Origin of the sequence: Amycolatopsis sp. NBC_00345 (assembly GCF_036116635.1) — a bacterium.
Classification (GTDB): Bacteria; Actinomycetota; Actinomycetes; order Mycobacteriales; family Pseudonocardiaceae; genus Amycolatopsis.
The window spans coordinates 7,977,983-8,002,250 of record NZ_CP107995.1; the positions used below are offsets into that span (position 1 = coordinate 7,977,983).

General features: G+C 69.3%; 23 protein-coding genes. 14 read left to right on the forward strand and 9 right to left on the reverse strand.

Going from position 1 to position 24,268, the window contains the following annotated elements; translation table 11 throughout:
* Positions 1-72 precede the first annotated feature (72 nt).
* The 4 genes from OG943_RS36030 to OG943_RS36045 are packed head-to-tail and all read left to right on the forward strand — an operon-like array spanning position 73 to position 8,301.
* Positions 73-1,620: a TIGR02677 family protein gene (locus tag OG943_RS36030; RefSeq protein ID WP_328605384.1), complete on the forward strand. Its 1,548-nt coding sequence runs from the start codon at positions 73-75 to the stop codon at positions 1,618-1,620.
* Positions 1,617-2,810 (forward strand): TIGR02678 family protein, encoded by a 1,194-nt coding sequence (locus OG943_RS36035; RefSeq protein ID WP_328605385.1) that lies wholly within the window; start codon positions 1,617-1,619, stop codon positions 2,808-2,810. Before OG943_RS36030 ends, OG943_RS36035 begins: the two co-directional genes overlap by 4 nt.
* Positions 2,807-6,997, forward strand: a complete 4,191-nt coding sequence (locus OG943_RS36040) for a TIGR02680 family protein (RefSeq protein ID WP_328605386.1) — start codon at positions 2,807-2,809, stop codon at positions 6,995-6,997. The genes OG943_RS36035 and OG943_RS36040 overlap by 4 nt, the downstream gene beginning before the upstream one ends.
* 5 nt (positions 6,998-7,002) lie before the next feature.
* A complete protein-coding gene (locus OG943_RS36045; protein WP_328605387.1) occupies positions 7,003-8,301 on the forward strand; it encodes a TIGR02679 family protein in 1,299 nt (432 codons plus the stop codon).
* Here OG943_RS36045 and OG943_RS36050 read toward each other — a convergent pair.
* Together OG943_RS36050 and OG943_RS36055 are read right to left on the reverse strand one after the other, a co-directional pair.
* Positions 8,271-8,873: an SCP2 sterol-binding domain-containing protein gene (locus tag OG943_RS36050; RefSeq protein ID WP_328612240.1), complete on the reverse strand. Its 603-nt coding sequence runs from the start codon at positions 8,871-8,873 to the stop codon at positions 8,271-8,273. The two genes, OG943_RS36045 and OG943_RS36050, sit on opposite strands and share 31 nt — an antisense overlap.
* Before the next feature lie 28 nt (positions 8,874-8,901).
* Positions 8,902-9,546 (reverse strand): SCP2 sterol-binding domain-containing protein, encoded by a 645-nt coding sequence (locus tag OG943_RS36055; protein WP_328605388.1) that lies wholly within the window; start codon positions 9,544-9,546, stop codon positions 8,902-8,904.
* Positions 9,547-9,664: 118 nt separating this feature from the next.
* Here OG943_RS36055 and OG943_RS36060 point away from each other — a divergent pair, with 118 nt between their 5' ends.
* Positions 9,665-10,342 (forward strand): TetR/AcrR family transcriptional regulator, encoded by a 678-nt coding sequence (locus tag OG943_RS36060; protein ID WP_328605389.1) that lies wholly within the window; start codon positions 9,665-9,667, stop codon positions 10,340-10,342.
* Here the strand turns inward: OG943_RS36060 and OG943_RS36065 are convergent.
* Positions 10,331-11,167: a MaoC family dehydratase gene (locus OG943_RS36065; RefSeq protein ID WP_328605390.1), complete on the reverse strand. Its 837-nt coding sequence runs from the start codon at positions 11,165-11,167 to the stop codon at positions 10,331-10,333. The two genes, OG943_RS36060 and OG943_RS36065, sit on opposite strands and share 12 nt — an antisense overlap.
* Before the next feature lie 3 nt (positions 11,168-11,170).
* Positions 11,171-12,505 carry a 3-oxoacyl-ACP reductase gene (locus tag OG943_RS36070; RefSeq protein ID WP_328605391.1) on the reverse strand — a complete coding sequence of 445 codons (1,335 nt, stop codon included), beginning with the start codon at positions 12,503-12,505 and terminating at the stop codon, positions 11,171-11,173.
* A 95-nt stretch (positions 12,506-12,600) separates the two neighbouring features.
* On the opposite strand from OG943_RS36070, the gene OG943_RS36075 reads away from it, so the two are divergent.
* A complete protein-coding gene (locus OG943_RS36075; protein WP_328605392.1) occupies positions 12,601-13,890 on the forward strand; it encodes an acetyl-CoA C-acetyltransferase in 1,290 nt (429 codons plus the stop codon).
* A 95-nt stretch (positions 13,891-13,985) separates the two neighbouring features.
* Here OG943_RS36075 and OG943_RS36080 read toward each other — a convergent pair whose 3' ends face one another.
* Complete coding sequence (locus OG943_RS36080) at positions 13,986-14,525, reverse strand: DoxX family protein (RefSeq protein ID WP_328605393.1); 540 nt, start codon at positions 14,523-14,525, stop codon at positions 13,986-13,988.
* 388 nt (positions 14,526-14,913) lie between these two features.
* On the opposite strand from OG943_RS36080, the gene OG943_RS36085 reads away from it, so the two are divergent.
* The 4 genes from OG943_RS36085 (at position 14,914) to OG943_RS36100 (ending at position 18,010) form a co-directional block, all read left to right on the forward strand.
* Entirely contained in the window at positions 14,914-16,104 is a 1,191-nt protein-coding gene (locus tag OG943_RS36085; RefSeq protein ID WP_328605394.1) for an ATP-binding protein, read from the forward strand.
* Positions 16,105-16,372: 268 nt separating this feature from the next.
* Positions 16,373-16,522: a hypothetical protein gene (locus OG943_RS36090; protein ID WP_177231655.1), complete on the forward strand. Its 150-nt coding sequence runs from the start codon at positions 16,373-16,375 to the stop codon at positions 16,520-16,522.
* 246 nt (positions 16,523-16,768) lie between these two features.
* Complete coding sequence (locus OG943_RS36095) at positions 16,769-17,698, forward strand: bifunctional helix-turn-helix transcriptional regulator/GNAT family N-acetyltransferase (RefSeq protein ID WP_328605395.1); 930 nt, start codon at positions 16,769-16,771, stop codon at positions 17,696-17,698.
* On the forward strand, positions 17,699-18,010 hold the full coding sequence (locus OG943_RS36100; RefSeq protein ID WP_328605396.1) for a hypothetical protein: 312 nt from the start codon (positions 17,699-17,701) through the stop codon (positions 18,008-18,010). It abuts the gene before it with no gap.
* On the opposite strand, the gene OG943_RS36105 is transcribed toward OG943_RS36100, so the two are convergent.
* On the reverse strand, positions 17,998-18,573 hold the full coding sequence (locus OG943_RS36105) for a peroxidase-related enzyme (RefSeq protein WP_328605397.1): 576 nt from the start codon (positions 18,571-18,573) through the stop codon (positions 17,998-18,000). The genes OG943_RS36100 and OG943_RS36105 overlap by 13 nt on opposite strands.
* Positions 18,574-18,635: 62 nt before the next feature.
* Between OG943_RS36105 and OG943_RS36110 the strand changes: the two genes are divergently transcribed.
* From OG943_RS36110 to OG943_RS36120, 3 genes are all read left to right on the forward strand, one after another.
* Positions 18,636-19,190, forward strand: a complete 555-nt coding sequence (locus OG943_RS36110; protein ID WP_328605398.1) for a hypothetical protein — start codon at positions 18,636-18,638, stop codon at positions 19,188-19,190.
* 202 nt (positions 19,191-19,392) lie between these two features.
* A complete protein-coding gene (locus OG943_RS36115) occupies positions 19,393-19,728 on the forward strand; it encodes a pentapeptide repeat-containing protein (RefSeq protein ID WP_328605399.1) in 336 nt (111 codons plus the stop codon).
* 16 nt (positions 19,729-19,744) lie between these two features.
* A complete protein-coding gene (locus tag OG943_RS36120; protein ID WP_328605400.1) occupies positions 19,745-20,371 on the forward strand; it encodes a hypothetical protein in 627 nt (208 codons plus the stop codon).
* 35 nt (positions 20,372-20,406) lie between these two features.
* Here OG943_RS36120 and mctP read toward each other — a convergent pair whose 3' ends face one another.
* Both mctP and OG943_RS36130 read right to left on the reverse strand, forming a co-directional pair.
* Positions 20,407-22,059, reverse strand: a complete 1,653-nt coding sequence (gene mctP / locus OG943_RS36125) for a monocarboxylate uptake permease MctP (RefSeq protein ID WP_328605401.1) — start codon at positions 22,057-22,059, stop codon at positions 20,407-20,409.
* Complete coding sequence (locus OG943_RS36130; protein ID WP_328605402.1) at positions 22,056-22,334, reverse strand: DUF3311 domain-containing protein; 279 nt, start codon at positions 22,332-22,334, stop codon at positions 22,056-22,058. Before OG943_RS36130 ends, mctP begins: the two co-directional genes overlap by 4 nt.
* Positions 22,335-22,687: 353 nt before the next feature.
* On the opposite strand from OG943_RS36130, the gene OG943_RS36135 reads away from it, so the two are divergent.
* Positions 22,688-22,978, forward strand: a complete 291-nt coding sequence (locus OG943_RS36135) for a helix-turn-helix domain-containing protein (protein WP_328605403.1) — start codon at positions 22,688-22,690, stop codon at positions 22,976-22,978.
* A 712-nt stretch (positions 22,979-23,690) separates the two neighbouring features.
* Here the strand turns inward: OG943_RS36135 and OG943_RS36140 are convergent.
* Positions 23,691-24,266 (reverse strand): EndoU domain-containing protein, encoded by a 576-nt coding sequence (locus OG943_RS36140; RefSeq protein WP_328605404.1) that lies wholly within the window; start codon positions 24,264-24,266, stop codon positions 23,691-23,693.
* Positions 24,267-24,268 lie beyond the last annotated feature (2 nt).

The window sequence follows — 24,268 nt, forward strand, 5'->3', positions numbered from 1 at the left end:
CGCCGGTGCGGGCAACCGACAAGTACTGTCGGTGCCCGCCTGTACTCTCAGCGGCACGGGAGAGGAGGGAGTGTGGCGGAAAACTTCCAGCCGTTTGCCCATCTGACCGCGCCGAACAGCGCGCTTTACCGGCAGGTGATGGGTGTGTTTGTCCAGGCTAAGCGGCGGTTCACCGTGCACCTCCGTCCGGAAGACGTGCACGAGACGCTGGCCGGCGTCGAGCTGACCTCGGTCGCTGATGCGCTCACGCGGCTGGTGGAGTGGGGAAACCTGCACGCAGATCCCGATACCAGCCGCGTTACCACCGTTGAGGACTTCCACCGCGCCCGTTTCCTGTACCAGCTCACTGAGTGTGGCGAAGCCGCCGAGTTGGCACTGGCCGCGTACGACGAAGCCCTCGGCCGGCGTGGCGCGTTGCAAGCTGTCGCGCTGTCGGACATCGCCACTCAGTTGCAGGCGCTGCTCGAACTTGCGCGGCAATCCGCGCCTGATCCAGCGAAAGTGCATCTGCTGCTCCGTGCGCTGGTCGATCGGTTCACCGATCTGGCGAGCAACGCACAGGCCTTCATGGGGTCTCTGCAACGCACTATCGACCTGCACGACGCTGATGCTGATGCCTTCCGCGCGTACAAGGATCGGCTGATCGACTACTTGGAGCGGTTTATCCGGGACCTGGTCGGCACAGGCGGAAAAATCGCCACCTTGATCGACGAGATCGAATTGTTGGGTGTGGGTCCGCTACTCGACATAACCGCCTGGCGCGAAGCCGAGGACGCCGCGCCAGGTCAAACCGAAGGCGCGGAAGACCCCCGGCGACCTGAATTCGAACGTATTCGACCACTGTGGCGAGACCGCTGGCAGGGCGTACGTAGCTGGTTCGTCAGCGAACAGCATCACCCCAGCCAGGCGAAGCTGCTCCGTTCGCAAGCCAGGGCCTCGATTCCGCAGCTACTGCAGATCGTCGCCGCGCTCAACGAGCGCCGGGCCGGCCGGTCCGATCGATCCGCGGACTTCCGCAGCCTGGCCAGGTGGTTCGCTGAAGCACCAGACGATGCCGCGGCGCACCGGCTCTGGCGCTCGGCCTTCGGGTTGTCCGCGGCCCGGCATCTGACCGTGGACGCGGGCACACTCCAGGCCCGCGACGAGAGCCCAGTCCCGACGCACACGCCGTGGGCGCAGGCTCCACCGCTGGAGATCAGCCCCCGCCTCCGCAAGACCGGCAGTTACGAGCGGCGCGGCAAACCCAATCGGGTGCTCGACCGCACCACGCAACGTCGTCATCTCGCCGAACTCGCGGCCAGGGAAACCACCGAGACCGCGGCCGCACGAGCCGCGCTGGTGACCAGCAGGCCGACCCGGCTCACCGATCTCGGCCAGCTCGACCCGGCCGCATTCCGGCTGTTCCTCAGCCTGCTCGGCGACGCACTCTCAGCCCGGACACCGGGGAAGCGCACGGTGGAAACCACGACGTCGGACGGCAGCATGGTCATTCGACTGACGGCGCTGGAAGGTGCCGGACGAGCCGCGATCCGGACCCCGAACGGGGTGTTCCACGGCCCAGACCACCTGGTGGAGATCGTCGACCTCACTCCGGCCGAGATAACGGAAGCGACCGCATGAGCGCGCTGGCCGATGCACTGGCCGCATCCCGCGACGACGAGTTCCGGCGCGCCGCGCGGGCGTTGCTGCGGCGTCCGATCGTGCGTGCGGCCGGCCCGGGCTCCGACGACTTCGCCGTCATTCGACGGCACGCGAGCGAGCTGCGGACCTGGTTCGACCGCAACACCGGCTGGCGCCTGTTCGTCGACAGCGAAGTCGCCCGCCTGGCCAAGACCGTGGCGACGACCACCGACCACACTCACCCGGCCAGAGACGTCCGCTCGAAGCAGCCATTCGGCCGCCGCCGCTATGTGCTGCTCTGTCTCGCGCTGGCGACCCTGGAACGCGCCGATGCGCAGATCACGCTCGGCCGCCTCGCCGAACAGGTGGTGCTGGGCGCGAGCGATCCGGACCTCGTCGGCGCCGGGATCGTGTTCACCCTGCAGGGCCGGGAGGAACGCGGCGATCTGGTCTCAGTGGTCCGGTTCCTGCTCGACATCGGCGTGCTCAGCCGCGTCGCCGGCGACGAGGACGCCTTTGTCAAGGACACCGGGGACGTGCTCTACGACGTCGAGCGCCGGGTGCTGGCGGCACTGCTCGCCGCTCCGCGTGGACCTTCCACGATCCGGGCCGACGGCTTCGAGGAACGACTCTCCGCGCTGACCGCCGAGATGCCACCCACCACCGATGACCTGCGCAACCAGCACATCCGACATCAGCTGACCCGGCGGCTCCTCGATGAGCCCGTGCTCTACTTCGACGAGCTGACCGAAGCGGAGCTCACCTACCTGACCGGTCAGCGCGCCGCGATCACCTCGAGGATCACCGAGCTGACCGGCCTGATCGCCGAGATCCGCGCCGAGGGCATCGCGATGATCGATCCGGCTGACGACCTCACCGACATCCGAATGCCGGAAAGCGGTACCGAAGGACACGTGACCCTGCTGCTCGCGGAGTACCTGGCGGGCACCGCGGGCCGTTGGGTGCCACTGCCCGAACTGCACGGCAAGGTCCGCGAGTTCGCCGCCGGGAACCGCGCCTACTGGCGTCGCAACTCTGCCGAGCCAGGCGCGGAGGTCGAGCTGACCTCAGTCGCGCTGACCCGGCTGGAGGCGCTGCAGCTGACCACCCTGACCACCGACGCGGTCACCGCGCGCCCGGCACTGTCCCGGTATTCGCTGGCCGAACCGACCATTCAGGAACGCCGATGACCCGCGAGCTGCCTGAGCCGCTACTCGAACGCTGGCAGCCGTTGCGCGCGGGGTTGGTGGACCTCTTTTATTACGACACCGAAGAATTCTGGTTCCGCGACGGACGCCTGCTGCTACGGGGCAACAACGGGACCGGCAAATCCAAGGTGCTCGCGCTGATGCTGCCGTTCCTGCTCGACGGAGACCTTTCGCCGCACCGGGTCGAGCCGGACGCGGACCCGAAGAAGAAGATGGAGTGGAACCTTCTGCTCGGCGGCGCCCACCCGTATCCGGAACGCCTCGGTTACACCTGGCTCGAGTTCGGCCGGGTCGACGAGGACGGGGTAGCCCGGTTCCGCACCCTCGGTTGTGGCCTGAAGGCCGTGTCCGGCAAGGGCATCGCCCGGCACTGGTACTTCGTCACGGAGCAGCGGATCGGCGCCGGACCCGAACTCGGCGGACTTGACCTCGTCGACGCGACCGGCACAGCCTTGAGCAAGGACCGGCTGAGTGACGCACTCGGCGACCACGGCACGCTCTACGAACGGGCGCGGAACTATCGGCGTGCCGTCGACGAAGCCCTGTTCGGCTTCGGCGAACAGCGCTACGGCGCGCTGGTAGACCTGCTCATCCAGCTGCGGCAACCACAGTTGTCCAAGCGCCCCAGTGAAAAAGCGCTGTCTGCCGCACTCACCGAGTCGCTGCCACCGCTGGACCAAGCAGTGGTCGCGGACGTCGCCGACGCGTTCCGCAGTCTCGAGGAGGACCGCAATTCTCTCGCCGCGATGACCGAAGCCCGCGACGCGGCGAAGTCGTTCCTCGGCCACTACCGCCGCTACGCGCGAATCGCCTCCCGGCGACGGGCGGCCCGTCCGCGTGAAGCCCAGGCCGTGTATCGGCGGGTCAGCGAGGAGCTGACCGCGGCCGAAACCGCCTATCAGCAGGCCGAAACCGCATTGACCGCCGCGAAGACCAGGCTCGACGAGATCGCCACCACACGCAAACGCCTGCAGGCGCGCGAAGAAGCCCTCAACGCCAGTCCCGAGATGCGCAGTAATCAGGAGTTGAAGCGCGCCGCCGCCGATGCTCAAAAGCTTGCCGAAGAGGCGAGCCGACTCGCCGGCGAGCGCGACAAGACCGGCAAGAAGCTCATCACCCGAGGGGAGCGACACAGACGCGCGACGGATCGGCTGTCCGAGGCAAGCACCAAGCTCGACGCTGCCCGCAAGAGTGCGGCGGCTGCCGCGGTGCCGGCGCGGATCGCCGGTCTCCACGCCGAGCGCATCGATACGGCCCTCTCCGCGGAGCCCGAAGTGGCGGGCCTGCGTGCGGACGCCGAGCAGCTGGCCGCACGGCAGCAGCACGCGGTCGACCAGGTGCGCACGCTGATCCAGAAGGCCGCGGAGGCCGGACGCGAGCTGGCCGATGCCCGTCGCAAGGCCGCTGACCTGGACACAGAAGTGGACGATCTGGCCGAACGCCGGATCCAGGCCGAAGCGCGGATTGGCGAGAGTGGACGCGAGTTGACCACCGCGATCCGCGACCATCTCGAGGAGGCCACCGAACTGCGCCTCGACGACCCGGCCAGCACGTTCGCCGAGCTGGAACTATGGATCGAGACGCTGGCGGGGCCGAACCCGGCGGCTGCCGCGGTGAGTTCGGCCGGGCAGGCCGCCGCCGTGCGCCTGGCCCACGCCGACGCCGCACTCGAAGCCGAGGAGCATGCGGCGCGTGAGCGTGCCGCGGATCTGGCTGCCGAGATCGAACGGCTGGAGCGCGGCGAAGACAGCGTGCCGCCCCTGCCCTACACCCGGCAGAACACCGACCGCGCCGGCCGTCTCGGCGCCCCGCTTTGGCAGCTCGTCGACTTCGCCCCAGACGTATCACCGACGGAGCGCGCGGGCCTCGAAGCCGCCTTAGAGGGCGCCGGGGTCCTCGATTCCTGGGTCACACCGGCGGGTGAACTGCTCGCGCCGGACACCGAGGACGTCGTGCTCCGCCCTCGCGGCACAGTCGCCGGACCGAGTCTGGCCACGGCGCTGGTCCCCGCGGTGGACCGGGAAGATCCGCTCGCCGACGCCGTTTCCGACGAGATCGTCGCCGAGTTGCTCGACTCGATCGGCTTGGGTTCGCTCGATCGGGGCGAGGAGCGCGAGACCTGGGTCAGCGCGGCCGGCGAGTATCGAATCGGGGTATTGCGAGGCGCCTGGCACAAACCGGTCGCGGAGTACCTCGGCCGCGGCGCCCGTGAAGCCGCGCGGCGCTCCCGCCTGATCACTTTGCGCACCGAACTGGCCCGCGTGGAAGCGAAGCTGACCGACCTGGCGCGGGCCCGCGGCGAGCTGAGCACGCGCCAGGCCACGCTCACCGCCGAAGTGTCCGGGCTGCCGTCCGACACTGCGCTGCGCGACGCACACTCCGAGGTCAAACGCCTGGCCGAGGACCTGCGACAATTGATCGTGAAGCAGTCGAGCGCCCACGCGGCCGTGGTCACCGCGACGTCGTCCGCCGAGACGGCACGGGCCACGCTCGAGGAGGCCGCCGGGGACACCGGTCTGCCTGCGACCGCGGCCGAACTGTCCGAAGTAGACAGTGGCCTGACCGGGTACCGGATCGCATTGGCCGGGCTCTGGCCGGTGGTCGACGCGGACGCGGAAGCGCGCCGCGCGGTGGAGCAGGCCGCCGATGAGCTGGCCGAGGCAGAAGCAGATCTCGCGGAGGCCGCGGACCGTGCAGGGAAGGCGGAACAGTACTCAGCTGCCGCGGCTGAGCGCCACCAGACGTTGCGCGACACGGTCGGCGCGGCCGTCTCCGAACTCGAACAACGCCTTGCCGAGGTCACGGAGTCCTTACGCAGCAACGAAAACGATGCGAATACCGTCAACCGTGAGCGGGACATGGCGATCAATGCGCGGGGCAAGGCGGAAGGCCGCCGGGAAACGCTCGACGAAGAGTTGCAGGTCGCGATCACCGAACGGACCGCGGCCGCCGAGTCGCTGCGACGGTTCACGCTGACCGGTTTGCTCGCCGTGGCGCTGCCCGAGTTGGCCGCCCCAGATCCGGCCGAACCTTGGGCGCCCGACCCGACCGTGCGACTTGCCCGGCGGGTGAACGAAGAACTCGCCGACACCCCGGATGACGACACTGCATGGGATCGCGTGCAGAAACGGGTCAACGACGAACTCAAGAACCTCACTGACACGCTCTCGCGCCAGGGCAGCAGAGCGTCCGGTGATCTGCTCGAAGACGGCCTGGTGGTCGAAGTCGAGTTCCAGGGCAAGCCGTCGACTGTCCCGGAGCTGGCCACGGCACTGGCCACCGAGGTCGAAGACCGGGAACGCCTGCTGAGCGAGCGGGAACGGGAAATCCTGGAGAACCACCTGGTCAACGAGGTGGCAAGCACTCTGCAGGAGCTGATCTCAGCCGCCGAGGCGCAGGTCGCGCGGATGAACGTCGAGCTGGCCGAGCGCCCGACCAGCACCGGCATGCGGCTGCGGCTGGTCTGGCGGGCAAGGGAAGATGGCCCAGCCGGGCTGGCCGCCGCCAGGGAACGATTGCTCCGGCAGACGGCCGACGCCTGGTCCGAGGAAGACCGTGCTGCCGTCGGCGGGTTCTTGCAAGACAGGATCACGGAGGTGCGTTCTCGCGACGCCTCAGGCACCTGGCTTGAGCACTTGACCGAAGCACTGGACTACCGGAACTGGAACCGCTTCGTCATCCAACGGCACCAGAACGGCCAGTGGAAACCGGCGACCGGACCGGCCTCGGGCGGCGAGCGAGTCCTGGCGGCGAGCGTGCCGCTGTTCGCTGCCGCATCGTCGCACTACGCCTCTGCTGGCAACCCATACGCCCCGCGGCTGGTGACCCTGGACGAAGCCTTCGCCGGGGTCGACGACAACGCGCGCGCGAAGTACCTCGGTCTGCTGGCGGCGTTCGATCTGGACGTGGTGATGACCAGCGAGCGGGAATGGGGCTGCTACCCGGAGGTTCCGGGCCTGGCGATCTCGCAGCTGTCCCGGACCGACGACATCGCGGCAGTGTTGGTCACGAACTGGGAATGGGACGGCCACCGGCGGACCAAGGCCGAGCGCTCCGAACCCCGGCTCCTCGAAGCCGCATCCGCTATGGCGCAGGACAGCCGCGCCCAAAACAGTCCCGCGCAGAACGGTCTTTGGGAAGGGTTCGAGGAGATCGGCTCAGTAGACTGACTCCGGTGGACCACCTGCCCTCGAACGAGAAACCAGCTGACCTCACCCGACTTTCCCGGTTACTCGGCGACGAGCTGACCTGGCTGGTCGAGCGTGTCCGGCGGCGGCTCGAACGGGGTGAAACCCTGGACACGTCCGTCACACTCACCGGAGCCACACCCGCTCAACGCGACGCGGCGCACCGGTTGCTCGGCCGTCGGCCGCGGGCCGGCAGCACCTTGACCGTGCCACTGCCGGCTGTCGACGACATCCTGCGTCATTCCGGTGCCAGCCCTGACGGGCTCGCTGCCGCGGTGATCGCGATGGGCGGCCCGATCATCGACCTTGTCGCACGTGGCGCCGCTGAAGAAGCCGCGTGGCGACACGCCTTCGCGCCGCTCGACGCGGTCGTCGAAACCCGGCCTGCCCTAGGAAACTGGTACGAACGCCTGCACACGACCGGTCTGGTCCGCAGGCTGGCCGGCGCGCCCGAAGCCGCGGTCCCGCTGCTCGCCGACCTCGCCAAGGTCGTCACCGAACTGCCCGCATCCGGCGAGCCACTGGGTCAGCTGGCCGCGCGGACGACCCATGATGCCCACAGCCTCGACGGCGGCCAGCCCCTTGCCACGCTCGCCCTCGGCGCCGCGCGCGTCCTCGCGGGCGTGCCGGACACTGCATCGAACCGCGAAGCGTGGTCCGCCGTTGGCGTGCTGCGCGACGAGGTGTCCAGCACCGTCCTGACGCTCGGTTTGCTGGGCGATCCGGACACTGCCACCGGCCGGGCCCTCGCCGCGTTCCATTCAGCAGGCCAGCCCGTCGTGCTGACTCTTCGGCAGTTGGTCCGCGACGCGCCCCGCTTGACCGATCGCATCGTGTCGATCTGCGAAAACCCAGTGGTGGTCACGACCGCAGCAGACCGTCTCGGCCAAGCCTGCCCGCCGCTGGTCTGTACTTACGGTCAGCCCGGCGCGGCGGTGCTGCTCCTCCTTCGGGCGCTGGCCGACACCGGTGCCGAACTTCGTCACCACGGCGACTTCGACTGGGGCGGAATCCGCATCGCCAACGTTCTCTTCGACCGTCTGCCCGTCCGGCCTTGGCGGTTCGATGCCGCTGCCTACCGGGCCGTCGCCGCCGCGCATCCCGGCGCCACCCTTGCCGGCACCCCGGTCGCCGCGAGCTGGGATCCGGAGCTGACGACCACGATGACCGAACTGGGCCGGAAAGTCGAAGAGGAACTCGTCCTCGACCAGCTCGTCGAAGATCTCGCCGCAGTGGCAAACCGCGGCGGGGATGATCATTCCGTCGGCTTCGGGATGTCGAAGTAGCTAGACAACCGCACCGCCGGCGCATACTCGCCCTTCACCTTCACGCGGCCGGTTACGAACATCGTCGCGACGGCGGCGTTGCCGGTGGCCATGCGGATGAAGTCGTCGACGGAGAGGGTGATCGTGGTGTCCGGGGTGCGGGCCAGGTCGGTGCTGGAAACGCACAGGCCGTCTTCGATCACTGTTTGGAAACGGTCGTAGCCGTCTTCCGATTCACCCCCGGAAAAGCGCCAGGAAACGACTATGTTGACGTAGCGGGCGCGGTCCGGGAGGAAATGCTCGGACATTCTGCGGAAAATCTCGTCCAGGAACACCGAGCGCAACTCGGGGTGGTCCGCGAGCGCCTTCAGCTGTTCGCGCGACGAGCGGCCGACGATGTCGACCAAGACCTGTGTGGACAGCGAGCTCAGTTCGATGCCGGCGCCCGCGTTTCCCAGCATGTGCAAGGTTTCCAGCACCTGCACGAACTGCTCCGGCGTCAGCTTCGCCAGCTCCAGCTTCCGCGCGAAACCGTTGACCGCGTGGCCGGCGGCGGTCGAAGCGTGCGGACGGGAGAACCGTCGCCACGGAATACGGGACACGAAAAAGCAGTGTAACGGCTCAGGACGGTTTGGGAAGGTCGAAATAGCCGACCAGGCCCGCAGCGAATGCGAGATCGCCTTTCACCTTGATTTTCCCGGTGACGAACAACACCGCCGGCGTGGCCTGGTGGGTGATGATGCGGAAGAAGTCCGTCGGCGCGACCGTGATCGTCACGCGCGGCTTCTCCTTCATCTCCCGCGAAACCGTGCAGGCACCCCGCGAGATCACCGTCTCGTAGCGGTCGTAACCGCCGTCGCCGGTGCCGCCGGACAGGCGCCAGTGCACCACCGCGTGCAACGACCGCGCCCGGTCCACCCGGATGTGCGCTCCCATGCGCGCGAAGATCTCGTCCAGCACCCGCTCGCACAGGACGCGCTCGCCGACGACGGCCTCCAACTGTGCCCGCGACGCGCGCGCCACGAGGTTCGCGAAACGCGTCGGGTCCACCTTCGCCAGCGAGAACGCCGGCGCCTTCTCCTCTAGGCGGATCAGCGTCGCCAGCAGACGGCGGAAGTCGTCCTTGCCCAGCTCACGGGGGTCGACGGCGTCGGCCAGCACGTTGACGTCCAGCGCGCCGATCTCCGGGCCCAGCACGTCGACGCGGTCCAGCGCGTCGAGCAGCGCCGTTCCGCGCAGGTTCGCCAGATCGGTGTCCTCGGCCATGCGCCACCCCTTTCCCCTCGGCTACAGCGTAAGGCTACCCGCGAGTAGGTAAGCGGGCAAGAACGCGCCGACCACGGCGGCAGGTACCGTCTCGTGCTGGCGAGAGGGAGGTCGGAGAGTGCCCGACGAAGAGCAGCGCCCGCCCGAGCGGGCCCGGCGACTGCCGCGTGCCGTGCGCGAGCGGCAGATCCTGGACGCCGCGGTGCAGGTGTTCTCGCGCCACGGCTACCACTCGGCGTCGATGGACGAGATCTCCGAGGTCGCCGGCGTCTCCAAGCCGATGATCTACACCTACCTCGGCTCCAAGGAAGACCTGTTCGGCAAGAGCATCCAGCGCGAGGCGACGCGGCTGCTCGAGGCCATCCAGGCCGGCGTCCAGCCCGACCTGCCGCCGGACATGCAGCTCTGGCACGGGCTGCGGTCGTTCTACCGCTTCGTCGCCGAATACCGCGAATCGTGGACGGTGCTGCACCGGCAGGCGCTGACGGTCGGCGGCGCGTTCGCCGCCGAGATCACCGCCATGCGCACCCGCGCGATCGAGCTGGTCGCCGCGCTCGTCGTCTCCGCCGGCACCCGCAAGGGCCTCGCCCAGCAGGCCGAGTTCTCCGGCGCCGGCCTGTCCGCCGCGCTGGTCGGCGCCGCGGAATCGCTCGCCGACTGGGCGCTCGACCACCCCGAGATCTCCGACGGCGTGCTCGCGTCCTGGCTGATGAACCTGGTCTGGCTCGGCTTCAACGACCTCGTCGAGGGCAAGGTCTGGAAGCCGCTGCCCGACGAAACCGCGTCAGAGGGCTGAAATCGTCCCGTCGAGGTGCGGCTTGGGCTTGCGCGCGTTCCACAGCTCGAAGGCCCAGCCGTCGTCGGTCGGCCAGGTGGTGAAGGCGGCCTTCGCGGGCAGGAGCACGGGCTGCTTGAACCGGACATCCACCGTGAACGCGAGAGGCAGCCGTCCCTCGAACGCCGCCAGCGCGTGCGCCTTCGTCCACATGCCGTGGGCGATCGCGGCCGGGAAGCCGAACAGGCGCGCGCTCAGCGGGTGCAGGTGGATCGGGTTGCGGTCGCCGGACACCTCGGCGTAGCGGCGGCCGATGTCACCCGGCACGGCCCAGATCGCGGTCGGCGTCGGCGGCGCGAGCTGCTCACGCGGCCCCGACGGGCCCGAACCGCCGCCCCGGCGCAGATAAGTCGACACGTCCGTCCACACCGTCTCGGCGCCCACCGAAACCTCGCTGACGACGTCGAACTGGCGCCCCTTCTCGTGCGGCCGCAGGTTCTCCGCACGGACGCGCACGGTGAACACCTCGCCGAGCCGCAGCGGGCGGCGCTGCGTGATCCGGTTGGCCACGTGCACCATGCCGAGCAGCGGGAACGGGAACCCCGGCTCGGTCATCAGCGCCATCTGCAGCGGAAACGCGAGCAGGTGCGGGTACGTCGCCGGCAGCTCGTCGCCGAAGCGGAAGCCGCAGACCTGGGCGTACGCGGCCACGTGCGCCGGGTCGACGACCACGCCGGAGCGCACCAGCTCGAGGTCCGGCAGCGTCGAACCGCCGCCGCGCCGCAGCAGCGCCTTCGGGTACAGCGTCGCCAGGCTGGGCGAGCTGCTGAGTTCACGCACGGCCACGGTTCACGCCCCCAGCAGGGCCTGGCCGCAGACGCGGACCACGTTGCCGTTGACCGCGGCCGACGCCGGGTTCGCGTACCAGGCAATGGTTTCCGCGACGTCCACCGGCAGCCCGCCCTGGCCGAGGCTGGCCAGCCGCCGCCCGGCCTCGCGGATGAACAGCGGCACGGCGGCCGTCATCTTGGTCTCGATGAACCCCGGCGCGACGGCGTTGATCGTGCCGCCGTACTCCGCGAGCTGCGGCGCGCCGACGTTCACCATGCCGATCACGCCCGCCTTCGACGTCGCGTAGTTCGTCTGGCCGACGTTGCCGGCGATGCCCGCGATGGACGAGACGCCGATGATCCGGCCGTTGGCCTTGAGGACCTTGTCCGCGATCAGCTTGTCGTTGACCGCGAGCTGCGCGGCGAGGTTCACGGTGAGCACGGCGTCCCAGCCTGATTCGGCCATGTTGCCGAGCGTCTTGTCCCGCGTGATGCCCGCGTTGTGCACGACCACGTCGACGCCGTCGTGCCGGCCGGAGAGGTACTCGGCGAGCTTGGCCGGCGCGTCGGCCGCGGTGATGTCGAGCTGCAGGGCCGAGCCGCCGATCCGGTTCGCGACCTTGGACAGGTCCGCGCCCTGCGCCGGGATGTCGAGGGCGACGACGTGCGCGCCGTCGCGGGCCAGCGTCTCGGCGATCGCCTCGCCGATGCCGCGGGAGGCGCCCGTGACCAGCGCGACCTTGCCGTCGAGCGGCTTCTCCCAGTCCGACGGCGCCTCGGCGGTCAACGCGTGCGTGCCGACGCGGATCACCTGCGCGTCGACGAAGGCGGACTTCGCGGACAGCAGGAAGCGCAGCGTCGACTCGCTCGCCTCTTCGGCGCCCTCGGCGACGTACACGAGCTGCGCCGTCGCGCCGCGCTTCAGCTCCTTGCCGACGGAGCGCACGAATCCCTCCAACGCCCGCTGCGCGATCCGCTCCCGGCCCTCGGCCAGCTCCGGCGGCGTGCCGAGCACGACCACGCGGCCGGACGGGCCGACCTTGCGGATCACCGGGTGGAAGAAGCGGTAGACCTCGCGCAGCTGCCCGGGATCGGTGACGCCGGTGGCGTCGAAGACCAGCGCCGCGTGCCGCTCGACGGGCGCGGTGACCACCTCGATGCCGGCGGCGGAGAGCTGGCTCTTAAGGGTTTTCTCCAGCCGTCCGCCCGGTGCCGCGCCGACGAGTGCGGGACCCTCGAGTGCGGGCTGCCCGGGCCGGTACCGGCGGAGGGTGGCGGGACTGGGCAAGCCGAGCTTCGGCACCACGAACTTCCCCAGCGGGGTTTTCGTGAACTGCTGGTACCTGTCAGCCATCGGATGCCTCCCGTGCCGTCTGCGTCACGTCGCAGTCTAACCTACTCGCTAGTAGGTTACAGTGTGGAAGGGCCGACTGGAGAGAGGTGTACGTCATGGCGACCAGAAAGACCGCCGCGGTGCGCAAGGTCGCGGTCATCGGCGGCAACCGGATTCCCTTCGCGAGGTCGAACGGCCCGTATGCGAAGGCGTCGAACCAGGACATGTTCACCGCCGCGCTCGACGGTCTCGTCAGCCGCTTCTCGCTGCAGGACGAGCTGATCGGCGAGGTCGCCGCCGGCGCCGTGCTCAAGCACTCGAAGGACTTCAACCTGGCGCGCGAGAGCGTGCTGGGCAGCCGCCTCTCACCGGCGACGCCCGCGTCCGACGTGCAGATGGCGTGCGGCACCGGCCTCCAGGCCGTGATCACCGTGGCGCACAAGATCGCGCTCGGCGAGATCGACTCGGCGATCGCGGGCGGCGTGGACACCACGAGCGACGCGCCGCTGGCCGTGAACGACGACCTGCGCCAGATCCTCGTGCAGCTCAACTCCGCGAAGACGCTGGGCGACCGGCTGAAGCTCGTCGCGAAGCTGCGGCCGGGCCACATCGTGCCGGAGATCCCGCGCAACGCCGAGCCGCGCACCGGCCTTTCGATGGGCGAGCACGCGGCGCTGACCGCGAAGGTCTGGGAGGTCACGCGCGAGGCCCAGGACGAGCTCGCGGCGGCCAGCCACCAGAACCTCGCGGCGGCGTACGACCGGGGCTTCTTCGACGACCTGGTGACGCCGTTCCTCAAGCTCGCCCGCGACCAGAACCTGCGGCCGGAGTCCAGCGTCGAGAAGCTGGCGAAGCTCAAGCCGGTGTACGGCGGCCAGGGCGGCACGATGACGGCGGGCAACTCGACGCCGCTCACCGACGGCGCGTCGACTGTCCTCCTCGCGACCGACGAGTGGGCGAAGGCGCACAAGCTGCCGGTGCAGGCGTACCTGACGTTCACGCAGACCGCGGCCGTCGACTACGTCCACGGCGACGAGGGACTGCTGATGGCCCCCGCGTACGCCGTGCCGCGGATGCTGGCGCGAGCGGGACTTTCGTTGCAGGACTTCGACTACTACGAGATCCACGAGGCGTTCGCGTCGCAGGTGCTCGCCACGCTCAAGGCGTGGGAGGACCCGGCGTTCGCCAAGGAGAAGCTCGGCCTGGACGAGCCGCTCGGCTCGATCGACCGGACCAAGCTGAACGTCAACGGCTCGTCGCTCGCCGCGGGGCACCCGTTCGCCGCGACCGGCGGCCGGATCGTCGCCACGCTGGCGAAGCTGCTGAACGAGAAGGGCTCGGGCCGCGGCCTGATCTCGATCTGCGCGGCCGGCGGCCAGGGCGTCACCGCGATCCTGGAGAAGTAGGCCGGACGTAGGTGCCCTGAAGGCCACCTTCAGGGCACCTACGTCCCTCATGGTGGCCTTCAGGGCACAACGGGAAAGGGGCCGTAGCGGCGCGATCAGTGGGAGAGGGCCTTCTCGGCCTTCTTGCTCAGCTTGTCGGCGCGCTTGCTCGCCTTCCGGCCCAGCTTGTCGGCGCCCTGGCCGGCCTTCTTGGCGGCACGGCGGGCGCGCCAGCCCAGCGACGGCTTGCCCGCGGTGTCGCTCACGGCGAGCAGCAGCCCGCCGGCGAGGCCCGCGTTCTTGAGGAACTGCACCTGCTGCGCCTGCTTCTCGGCGGGGTCCTTGATCTCCCAGAACCGGTGCGCGGCCAGCGTGGTCGGCACCAGCGTGCCGATCAGCGCCAGCGACGCGAGCCGCGGCGCCTTGCCCGACGCCAGCGCGAGGCCCGCGCCGATCTTCACGGCCGCGTCGATGCGGACGAGCGTCACCGGGTCGCGCGGCACCTGGTCCGGCACCAGGCCCTCGACCTTGTCGAACGTGTCGGTGAGGAAGGGTTCGACCGCCTTCGCGTGCCCCTGGGTGTCGCGGAGCATGCCGATACCGCCGTAGATGAAGATCGACGCGAGCAGTGGACGGGCCACCCGACGCAGTATCACGGTCGTCGCCTTTCCTGGAATGTCGGCACTGTGCTGGTCAAACCTAGGTGGTCAAACCTACGCCTGGGTTTCCCCGCGGGCCCACCGCCGAACCGCGCTAGTGGCGCATACGTGAATATCGCGTTTTTCCTAGATTCCCTCAGACGACGGTAGCGTCGCGGAAGATCCACAGCCGGAGGGAACCCGGACGGCCGAGCCGTCGTCGGAGTGGACGCTGGGGGTAGGGATGGACGGGGCTGCAGACCCGGCCATCCCTCGTGACCAGCCACGGGAGCGGCCCACCGCGTCCCGCCCGGCGAAGATCCCCCGACCAGGTGACCGGCGACACGCCCTAGCGATGTATGGCCGAATATCGGACCCGTCCTAGATACGTCGATACGGTGACAGAGTGGACCCCATCCGCAATCCCTTCGCCCCCGGCGCCGGACAGCGGCCGCCGGAGCTGGCGGGGCGGGAGCGTGAGCTCAAGGCATTCGAGGTGGTGCTGGAGCGGGTCGCCCGCGGCCGTCCCGAGCGCAGCCTGGTGCTGACCGGGCTGCGGGGCGTCGGCAAGACGGTGCTGCTGGGGGAGCTGCGGTCGATGGCCGTCCGGCACGGGTGGGGTGCCGGGAAGATCGAGGCGCGGCCGGACGCCGAGCTGCGGCGGCCGCTGTCCGCCGCGCTGCACCGGGCCATCCGGGACCTCGCCGTGCGGCACCGCGCGCCGGACCGGGTGGAAGAGGTGCTGGGCGTGCTCAAGGCGTTCGCGCTGCGGGCCAACAAGTCGGACGCCAAGCTGCGCGACCGCTGGCAGCCCGGCATCGACGCGCCCGCCGCGCAGGGGCGCGCGGACTCCGGCGACATCGAGATCGACCTGGTCGAGCTGTTCACCGACGTCGCGGACCTGGCGGCGGACGTCGGAACCGGCGTGGCGCTGCTGATCGACGAGATCCAGGACCTGCAGCCGGACGACGTCTCGGCGCTGTGCGCGGCGTGCCACGAGCTGTCGCAGTCCGGGGCGCCGCTGGTGGTCGTCGGGGCGGGGCTGCCGCACGTGCCGGCGGTGCTGTCCGCGTCCAAGTCGTACTCCGAGCGGCTCTTCCGCTACGCCCGGATCGACCGGCTGGAGCGCGAGGACGCCGACCTCGCCGTGATGGCGCCCATCGAACGCGAGGACGCCGGCATCGAGCCGGAGGCCCTCGACGCGCTGTTCGACGCGTCCGGCGGTTACCCCTACTTCATCCAGGCCTACGGCAAGGCCGCCTGGGACGCCGCGCCCGCCGACCCGATCACGGTCAAGGACGTGCAGGTCGCCGCGCCCGAAGCGGAGGCCGAGCTGGCCGTGGGCTTCTTCGGCTCGCGGTACGAGCGCGCGACCCCCGCCGAACGCGAGTACCTGCTCGCGATGGCCGAGCTGACGCAGGGCCGCGACGAGCCCGCCGGCACCGCCGACGTGGCCGTCTACCTGGGACGCAAGCCTTCGTCGCTGTCGCCGGCGCGCGACAACCTGATGAAGAAGGGCCTGGTCTTCTCCGCGGAGCGCGGCCAGATCGCCTTCACTGTGCCGCACTTCGGCCACTACCTGCTCGGCCGCGACTGACGTTCCCGGCTGGGCTCGCTAGGACTCGCTACCGCTTTATGACGTCGCCTAGAGGTATCTAGCTATTTTGCTAGACAGGCCTAGGCAGTGCTAGCGCGTTACCCGCGAGTGATCGGCGACACGCGATCTGTCCGGCCGTCACCCATTCGCCACCGTTGATTCATCGGCAAGTGCGCCGCATCACCGTAGATTCGTTGGCGATCTTGTGAAAAAAGGTGCATACTTAAGGCACAACCAACGAAGACCTCTTAAGGGGATGCAGAAACCAATGAGCAACATCGCCGCCAAGCTCCGTGCCCGCCGCGCCGAGGTTCGTACTCGCCGGGCTCTGAACCGGGCGATCGACACCGCGGCCACCTCCACGGTGCGCCAGGAGCTCATCGCTCTCGCCCAGGCTCGTCAGCCGTTCATGCGCTGACCGAGCACACCCAGTTGGTGTGTCACCCACATGAGTGACCTACACCACAGATATCCGTGGGTGTAACGCCGCGCTGAGTAGCGCCGATACCCACTACGACCCCGTGATGCTGGCGGACCCCCGACCTGGCAGCATCACGGGGTTTCCATCTGTCCGGGCCCCTTTGCCCGCTCCCCGTAAAACCCTTGCCACGGACGGCCTCTGGCGCGATCCTTGACCTCGTCAACGAATCTGTTGAGGTGGTCAATGAACAAGTCGCGCCTGACCGACCGCGTCGCCACGGTGCGCGCGTTCAACCGCCTCTACACCGGCGTGATCGGCATCCTCGACGAAGGACCGGCCGACGCCGAGTACTCGCTGAGTGAAGCCCGGGTGCTGTTCGAACTGGCCCAACAGGACCAGCTCCACGTCAGCGACCTGCGCAAACGTCTTGATCTCGACGCCGGTTACGCCAGCCGCCTGCTCGCCCGGCTCGAAGGCCGCGGCCTGCTCGTGCGCGAGCGGAGCGGCACCGACGCCCGTCGCCAGCTCGTCTGGCTCACCGACGAAGGCCGCGCCGCGTTCGCCGATCTCAACGACCGGTCGACGCGGCAGATCGGCGGCCTGCTCGAACGGTTTCCGGACGAAGACCAGCGCCGGCTGCTCGGCGCGATGCGGACCATCACGGCCCTGGTCGACGAACGGGAGCAAGACCACACGATCGTGCTACGAGCCCTCCGTCCGGGTGATCTTGGCTGGGTCGTGCACCGGCACGGCACCCTGTACGCCCGCGAGTACGGCTGGGACGAGCGTTTCGAGGCCATCGTCGCCCGCGTCGTCGCCGATTTCGCCGAGGGCCGCGGCAACCCGAGGCAGGCCGGCTGGATCGCCGAACTGGGCGGCGAACGCGTCGGCAGCGTCTTCTGCATGCCGGGCTCGGACGACCGGACGGCCAAGCTGCGGCTCCTCCTGCTGGAGCCGGCCGCCCGCGGCCGCGGTGTCGGGAAGCGGCTGGTGCGCGAGTGCGTCGAGTTCGCCCGCGCGCACGGCTACGCGGCCATGGAACTGTGGACGGTGTCCCTGCTCGACGCCGCCCGCGGGATCTACCAGCGGGCCGGGTTCGAGCTGGTCGACGAGGAGCCGACCGACGATTTCGGGCCGACGGTGACGAGTCAGACCTGGCGGCTGGAGCTGTAGATGTTCGTTGTGTACTGCGCCGTCTGCGACCGCCGCACGCTGCTGGGCGTCGACGAGGTCGACTGGGTCGAGAACCTGGCCCGCGGCATGATCTCCGTGTCCGGCCACTGCCCGCGGGGCCACGAAGTCGTCGTGCTGACCGGCGACGCGTTCACGCCGCACGAGGACCCGCGGTATTTCGGCCCGGCGCCGCGCGTGTGGACGAAGCCGCTGGCCCGGCTGCGCGCGTGGCTGCGGGCCCGGCTGCGCGGTCGGTTGCGCAGCCGGTTCGAGGTCAGCCGCGACCTGCCCGGGCCGTTCTACCGCTTCTGACGGCCCATCGCGTAGAACTCGGCGTTCGGCTTGAGCGCGGTCAGGTGCGCGAGCCGGTTGGACATGGCGAACAGCGCGGTGATGGCTCCGACGTCCCAAATCTCGTCCTCGGTGAGCCCCGCGTCGCGCGCCGCCTCGAGGTCGGGCTCGCCGAACAGCGCGGAGTCCTGCGCGAGCGCCAGCGCGAGGTCGACGATCGCGCGGCCGCGCTCGTCCAGCTCGACCTGCCACGGGTTGCTCGACACCCGGTCGGCCAGCTCTGGGTCCTTCGCGCGGATCCGCAGGATCGCCCCGTGCGCCACGACGCAGTAGGTGCAGTGGTTGGCCCCGGACGTCGCGACGACCACCAGCTCGCGCTCGGCCTTCGTGAGTCCGCCCTCGCGTTCCATCAGCGCGTCGTGGTAGTCGAGGAACGCCCTCAGCTCCGCTGGACGGTGCCCCAGCGCGCGGAAGATGTTGGGCGTGAACCCGGACTTCTCCGCAATAGCGCCAATGCGCTCGCGCAGGTCGGCTGGCAGGTCTTCGAGTTCCGTCACCGGGAACCGGCTCACCGCGTCGCTCATGGCTCCACGCTAACCCGTGCGTTCTCCTCCCGCGGCCGCCCCGGATGCGCCAGGGTGTGCGGGTGACCGCTGACGAACCGCGCCCGACGGTGCGCCCCATCCCGCGCTGGCTCATCTCGATCGGGCTGCCGGTGATGGTGCTCGTCGCGATGGCGGCGATCTGGCTGCTGCTCGCGTTCTCCCTCGGCGGCGACCAGCTGGACGCGATCCGCACCGGCGGCACCCTCGGCGTCGGCCTCGGCGGCGCGGTCGCACTGTGGCTGGCGGTGCGCAAACAACGGTCGACGGAGCTGGACCTGCTGCAGAAGTACGAGGCGCACCAACTCGCGGAACGCGCCGCGGCCCACACGGAGAAGGTGGCCGCGGAGAACCACGCCCACCAGCTGCGTCTCGCCGCCGACACGCGGGAGGACGCGACGGCCCGGCGGATCACCGAGCTGTATGGCAAGGGGGTGGACCAGCTCGGTTCGGAGAAAGCGGCGGTCCGGCTTGGCGGGCTGTACGCATTGGAACGGCTTGCGCAGGACAGCAACTTCGTGCGGCTCCGGCAGACGATCGTGAACGTGTTCTGCGCGTACCTGCGGATGCGGCCGGAGGCCGAGTCAACCTCGACCTGAGCGATTGCCGAGTCCAGACGCTCCGGCTGAGGTCGGCGCGACTCACTGGGCGGGCGTCGTTCCTGGACGCGCAGGTCGCCAGCGAAGCGGGTTTCAGCGCCGCCAAGACACCGTATTCGAACTCGGCGCCTCGTTCTCGGCCGCCGAATTCGCCAACGGAGCGATCTTCAAGCGAGCCGAGTTCCGCGGAACCGGCAGCTTCGTGAACACGAAGTTCGGGGACTACACGACGTTCAACCGCGCGGCCTTCGCGCAACTCGCCGAGTTCGAGGCGGCTTCCTTCACGGGATACGCGGGGTTCCGCCGTACCCGTTTCGCGCTCCCTGCCAACTTCAAGCGCGCCGAGTTCTGCGGGGACGTCCTTTTCGACGACGCGGCCTTCGCTCAGCCACCGGACTTGAGCCAGGCGAAGGTCCGAGCCGATCGGGAGGACCCGGCCTGCTCCTGGCCTCCGGGTTGGGCCGCGCCCGGGCTCGGCACCCCCGCGCCGTGGGCCCCGTTGGTCCAGGAGACCCCAGCGCCGGGCCCGCACCCGTGAGGAGTTAGGTGTCCTCGTGGACTGGACCGCGTACGTGGACGGTTACTGCGAGCGCCTCGCGCCCGGCCTGTGGGGTGAGCCGCTCAACGACGTGACGAACCTGGCGTTCCTGGTCGCGGCGGCCGCGATCTGGTGGCGGGGCCGGGGCATGCGGACGGGCCGCACGCTGGCGGTCCTCGTCGGGCTGGTGTTCCTGGCCAGCACCGTCTTCCACCTGACGGCGACGCGCTGGGGCGGGGCGGCCGACTCCGGGTTCATCCTCGTGTTCGTCCTGTACTACGCGCCGATGTTCCCGCATGTCTTCCTGCGTGTGTCGATGAAGAGGTCGTGGCTCGCGGCGCCCGCGTTCGTGGTGCTCACCGTCGCCATGGCGGCGTTCGGCGGCGGGCTGTACCTGCCGGCGCTCGTGGGGCTGGCGGTGTTCGCCGGCGTGCTGGCGTACGCGAGGGACCCGTACTGGACGCACTTCGCCGTGGCCGGGGCGCTCTTCGCGCTGTCGCTGGCGTTCCGGAGTATCGACGGGGTGGTCTGCGGCGACTTCCCCAGCGGCACGCACTTCCTGTGGCACCTGCTCAACGCCGTGGTGCTGTACGTGGTGTCGAACGCGATGATCAGCAAGGAAAAGGCCCCCTCGCCGGGTTGAGCCGGCGAGGGGGCCTTCCTGGTCCAGGACTGTCCTCAGTGGACGCCGATGGGCCGCAGGTTCTTGTCGTGCTCGTCGGCGTGGTAGTCCTCGGGCTCGGTCTCGTCCGTGCCTGCGTGCCACTTCAGCCGTCGCGCGATCACCGAGACGACCGCGGCGACCACGATGTTCGCGACCAGCGCCACGAAGCCCGGGTAGATCTGCATCGTCGAGCCGGCGAACGGGTGCCAGCCGAAGACCGACAGGTTGCCCATCGCCAGCGCCGAGCCGCCGAAGTGCTGTTTCCCGTTGGCCGGGTTGGGGATGCCGTACAGCATGATCAGGCCCCAGCCCATGCCCACGATCCAGCCCGCGATCAGGCCCGCCTTGTGGAACCACCGCGTGTACAGCGCGATCGCGACCGCCGGCAGCGTCTGCAGGATCAGCACCCCGCCGATGAGCTGCAGGTCGATGGAGAACTGCGGGTCGATCAGGATGATCACCAGCACCGCGCCCAGCTTGACCACCAGCGAAGCGAGCTTCGCCTGCTTCGCCTCCTGCTTCGGCGTGGCGTCCTTGCGGATGTATTCCTTGTAGATGTTGCGCGTCCACAGGTTCGCCGCGGCGATCGACATGATCGCGGCGGGCACCAGCGCGCCGATGCCGATCGCGGCGAACGCGATGCCGGCGAACCAGTGCGCGAACTGCGAGTCGAACAGCAGCGGGACGATCGTGTTGCCGTCGGGCTTGCCGGTGGCGTTGTTCGTCAGCGGCTTGACGCCGGCGCTGATCGCCACGTAGCCGAGCAGCGCGAGCAGGCCGAGCACGAACGAGTAGGCGGGCAGCGCGACCATGTTGCGCTTGATGACGTTGCGGCCGCGCGAGGCGAGCACGCTGGTCAGCGAGTGCGGGTACAGGAACAGCGCCAGCGCCGAGCCGAGGGCGAGGGTGGCGTACTGCAGCTGGTTGTTCGCGGTGAGCAGCAGTGAGCCCGCGGGCTTGCCGGTCGCCGGGTTCGGCTTGGCCAGCTGCGTCTGCGCCTGGTCGAAGATGTGCGACCAGCCGCCCAGCTTCGAGGGCAGGTAGATGATCGCCACGATGATCACGATGTAGATCAGGATGTCCTTGACGAACGCGATCAGCGCGGGCGCGCGCAGGCCCGACTGGTACGTGTACAGCGCCAGGATGAGGAACGCGACCAGCAGCGGCAGGTGGCCGACGATGCCGGAGCCGTTGATGCCCATCGTGCGCAGCACGGCCTCGAGGCCCACCAGCTGCAGCGCGATGTACGGCATGGTCGCGACGATGCCCGTGATCGCGATCAGCAGCGCGAGCGTCGGCGAGCCGAAACGGCCGCGGACGAAGTCGGCCGGCGTCACGTAGCCGCGGGACCGGCTGACCGACCACATCCGCAGCGCGGGCAGCAGAACGATCGGGTAGACGACGATCGTGTACGGCAGCGCGTACATGCCCAGCGCGCCGGCGCTGAACACGAGCGCGGGCACGGCGACGAACGTGTACGCCGTGTAGAGGTCACCGCCGAGCAGGAACCACGTGATCCACGAGCCGAACTTGCGGCCGCCGAGGCCCCATTCGTCGAGGTGGTCCAGGTTCGCCCCGGCTTTCCAGCGCGAGGCCACGAAGCCCAGCACGGTGACGATCAGGAAGAGGACGATGAAAACCGTCAGCTCGAGCCACTGGATGGTCATCGGACCTCACCCTCGTCGAGGTCGTCCACGCTCAGCTCGTCGGCGGCGGCGTTGCCGGGCTTCTTGCGCGTCGCCCAGTAGACGATGCCGGTGCAGAGCACGCCGATCACGACGAACGCGAGCTGGAACCAGTAGAAGAACGGCATGCCGAACAAGCGCGGGCCGTCGAAGTTGAACAGCGGGGTGACCAGGATCAGCAGTGGGATGATCAGCAACAGGTTCCACGGGCTGAACTGGAACCCGCGCACCCGCCCATCCTGTTTGGCAGTGGACATCGAACCTCACCTAACACTCACGTAACGCGCGATCGGGCTGACCCTAGAACTTCGGCCTCCCGGGCGTCACGTGTGTCCGATATCGATTTGATCAGCGCAGGTCACGAAGCGGTGTTTTCCGGGGGACGGTCGGGGATCCAGGCTGTGGACAAGATCGTGGACTGCTGGCCGCCGGACGGCCTCGGCTCGGCCATCCGGCCCCGCTGCGGTGCCCCACTACCGGTGGCGCCGGGTGTCTTCGGCCCCAAGGTGTTGTGGCGCGACCGGGTTATCCCCTGGCGGAGCCACTTTCCCACAGCTTGTGCACAGAGTTATCCACAGGCGGTGGATAACTTTCGGCTAGACTGCTGGGCATGGTGCGGGTGCCGTTGACGGAAGAGGAACGCTCACGGGGTGAGCGGCTCGGGGTGGCGCTGCGCGCTGTCCGCGGCGCCCGGAGCATGGTCGACGTCGCCGCCGAGGCGGGGATCTCGGTGGAGACGCTGCGGAAGATCGAGACCGGGCGGATTCCCACCCCCGCGTTCTTCACGGTGGCCGCGATCGCGGACGCGGTGGGGATGCCACTGGACGTGCTGCGCGAGGCTTGCTCCGTCGATGAGGATGCCGCCGGAGCCGGTGCGGGGGAGTTCTCGCAAGCCAGCTGAACGGCGCTGTTGAGTGTGGCGGCCGGTGAGAACCCGGATGCCGAACCTGTCCGGCGCAGTGCCTCCCAGGAGCGCAGTGCCTCCCCGGAATGCCTCCATCCTCTCCGTCGCGGCTGCCCCCAGCGAACACGAACCGATCGCGGACAACGCGACCGATCGACGACCTCGCCAACGCCACACACCGGACCGACGGAATCAAGACGGGCCGCGACTGGGCCTCGTCGACCGGGAAATCGGCACCACGCTGCCGGACAACTACGAGAAATGCTGTACCGATTCCCGTCGGGTCTCCCCGAAATCCATCCCTGACGAGCACCAGCAACCTGGCCGGGACCGTGGCCCTCACTGTGAAATGCCCCGCCACGCCCGGGGAAATGCCCCCGCCCTCCCTTGGGGGGCGTCCCATGCCCAGTCTATCGGGAGGGGCCGACGAAACCGGGCGATCGGCCGACGGGGGGCCGAGTTATCCACATTGCCGGGGTGGTGTGGACAACCTCAGGGATTGCCAGGGCGGTGTGGGCAACGCCAGGCGATGCCGGGTGGTGTGGGCGACTTCAGCCACTGCCGGGGCGGTGTGAGCAACGGCGGCGTGGACAACTTCAGCCGCTGCCAAGGCGGTGCGGGCAACCCCAACCACGCCGGGCCGTATCGACAACCTCGGCCATGCGGGCAGCGTCGAAAACCGCAGCGGAGCCGGGCAGTGCCGACAATCTCAGCCGCGCAGGCGGTTCAAGATGTGGTCCCGATCGTTGATGTACAAGCAATCCTTCACCGGCAAGTCGAAGGAGTTCAGCAGCTTTTCGAAGTCCGACAGCTCGTCCGGGGTCAGTGGCAGTTCGGCGACGGTGATGTGGGCCGCCAGTGCATCTGTCAGTTCTTCCCACTCACCCGACCACTGGAGGCTGCGGTAGTGGGTCAGCTCGGGCGGGGCGAGACGGTCGGCGAGCAGGCTCAGGAGGCTGTCGATGAAGTAGCTGATGCGGTTCTCGGCGGCGTCGGCGACGGTGGGGTTCGCCGGGTCGCGCGCGGCGTCCGGGTTGCGGACCACACCGAGGCCCGCGATCGGGTATCCCGTGTGGACAAAACCTTCGCCGTCGACCAGCACCACGACCTGGACGCCGTAGCGTTCGCCGGCGCAGCGCCAGCGGCCGTTGTACTGGCGGGCCCTCGGCTCGCCCGGGTCGTTCGCGACGTCCTTGACGACCGCGATGATCTGCTCGTCGCTCCAGCCGGGCGGGAACTCGCTGGTCGCCCTGCGCCCGGTGCCCGGTGCGTGTCCGCCGCCCACCT

Bases quoted from the DNA above. Each gene is read 5' to 3' on its own strand.
- OG943_RS36035 (WP_328605385.1), top strand. From the start codon at position 1,617: ATGAGCGCGCTGGCCGATGCACTGGCCGCATCCCGCGACGACGAGTTC.
- OG943_RS36040 (WP_328605386.1), top strand. From the start codon at position 2,807: ATGACCCGCGAGCTGCCTGAGCCGCTACTCGAACGCTGGCAGCCGTTG.
- OG943_RS36055 (WP_328605388.1), bottom strand. From the start codon at position 9,546: ATGGCCGAGGACACCGATCTGGCGAACCTGCGCGGAACGGCGCTGCTC.
- OG943_RS36070 (WP_328605391.1), bottom strand. From the start codon at position 12,505: ATGGCTGACAGGTACCAGCAGTTCACGAAAACCCCGCTGGGGAAGTTC.
- OG943_RS36075 (WP_328605392.1), top strand. From the start codon at position 12,601: ATGGCGACCAGAAAGACCGCCGCGGTGCGCAAGGTCGCGGTCATCGGC.
- OG943_RS36090 (WP_177231655.1), top strand. From the start codon at position 16,373: ATGAGCAACATCGCCGCCAAGCTCCGTGCCCGCCGCGCCGAGGTTCGT.
- OG943_RS36095 (WP_328605395.1), top strand. From the start codon at position 16,769: ATGAACAAGTCGCGCCTGACCGACCGCGTCGCCACGGTGCGCGCGTTC.
- OG943_RS36100 (WP_328605396.1), top strand. From the start codon at position 17,699: ATGTTCGTTGTGTACTGCGCCGTCTGCGACCGCCGCACGCTGCTGGGC.
- OG943_RS36105 (WP_328605397.1), bottom strand. From the start codon at position 18,573: ATGAGCGACGCGGTGAGCCGGTTCCCGGTGACGGAACTCGAAGACCTG.
- mctP (WP_328605401.1), bottom strand. From the start codon at position 22,059: ATGACCATCCAGTGGCTCGAGCTGACGGTTTTCATCGTCCTCTTCCTG.
- OG943_RS36130 (WP_328605402.1), bottom strand. From the start codon at position 22,334: ATGTCCACTGCCAAACAGGATGGGCGGGTGCGCGGGTTCCAGTTCAGC.
- OG943_RS36135 (WP_328605403.1), top strand. From the start codon at position 22,688: ATGGTGCGGGTGCCGTTGACGGAAGAGGAACGCTCACGGGGTGAGCGG.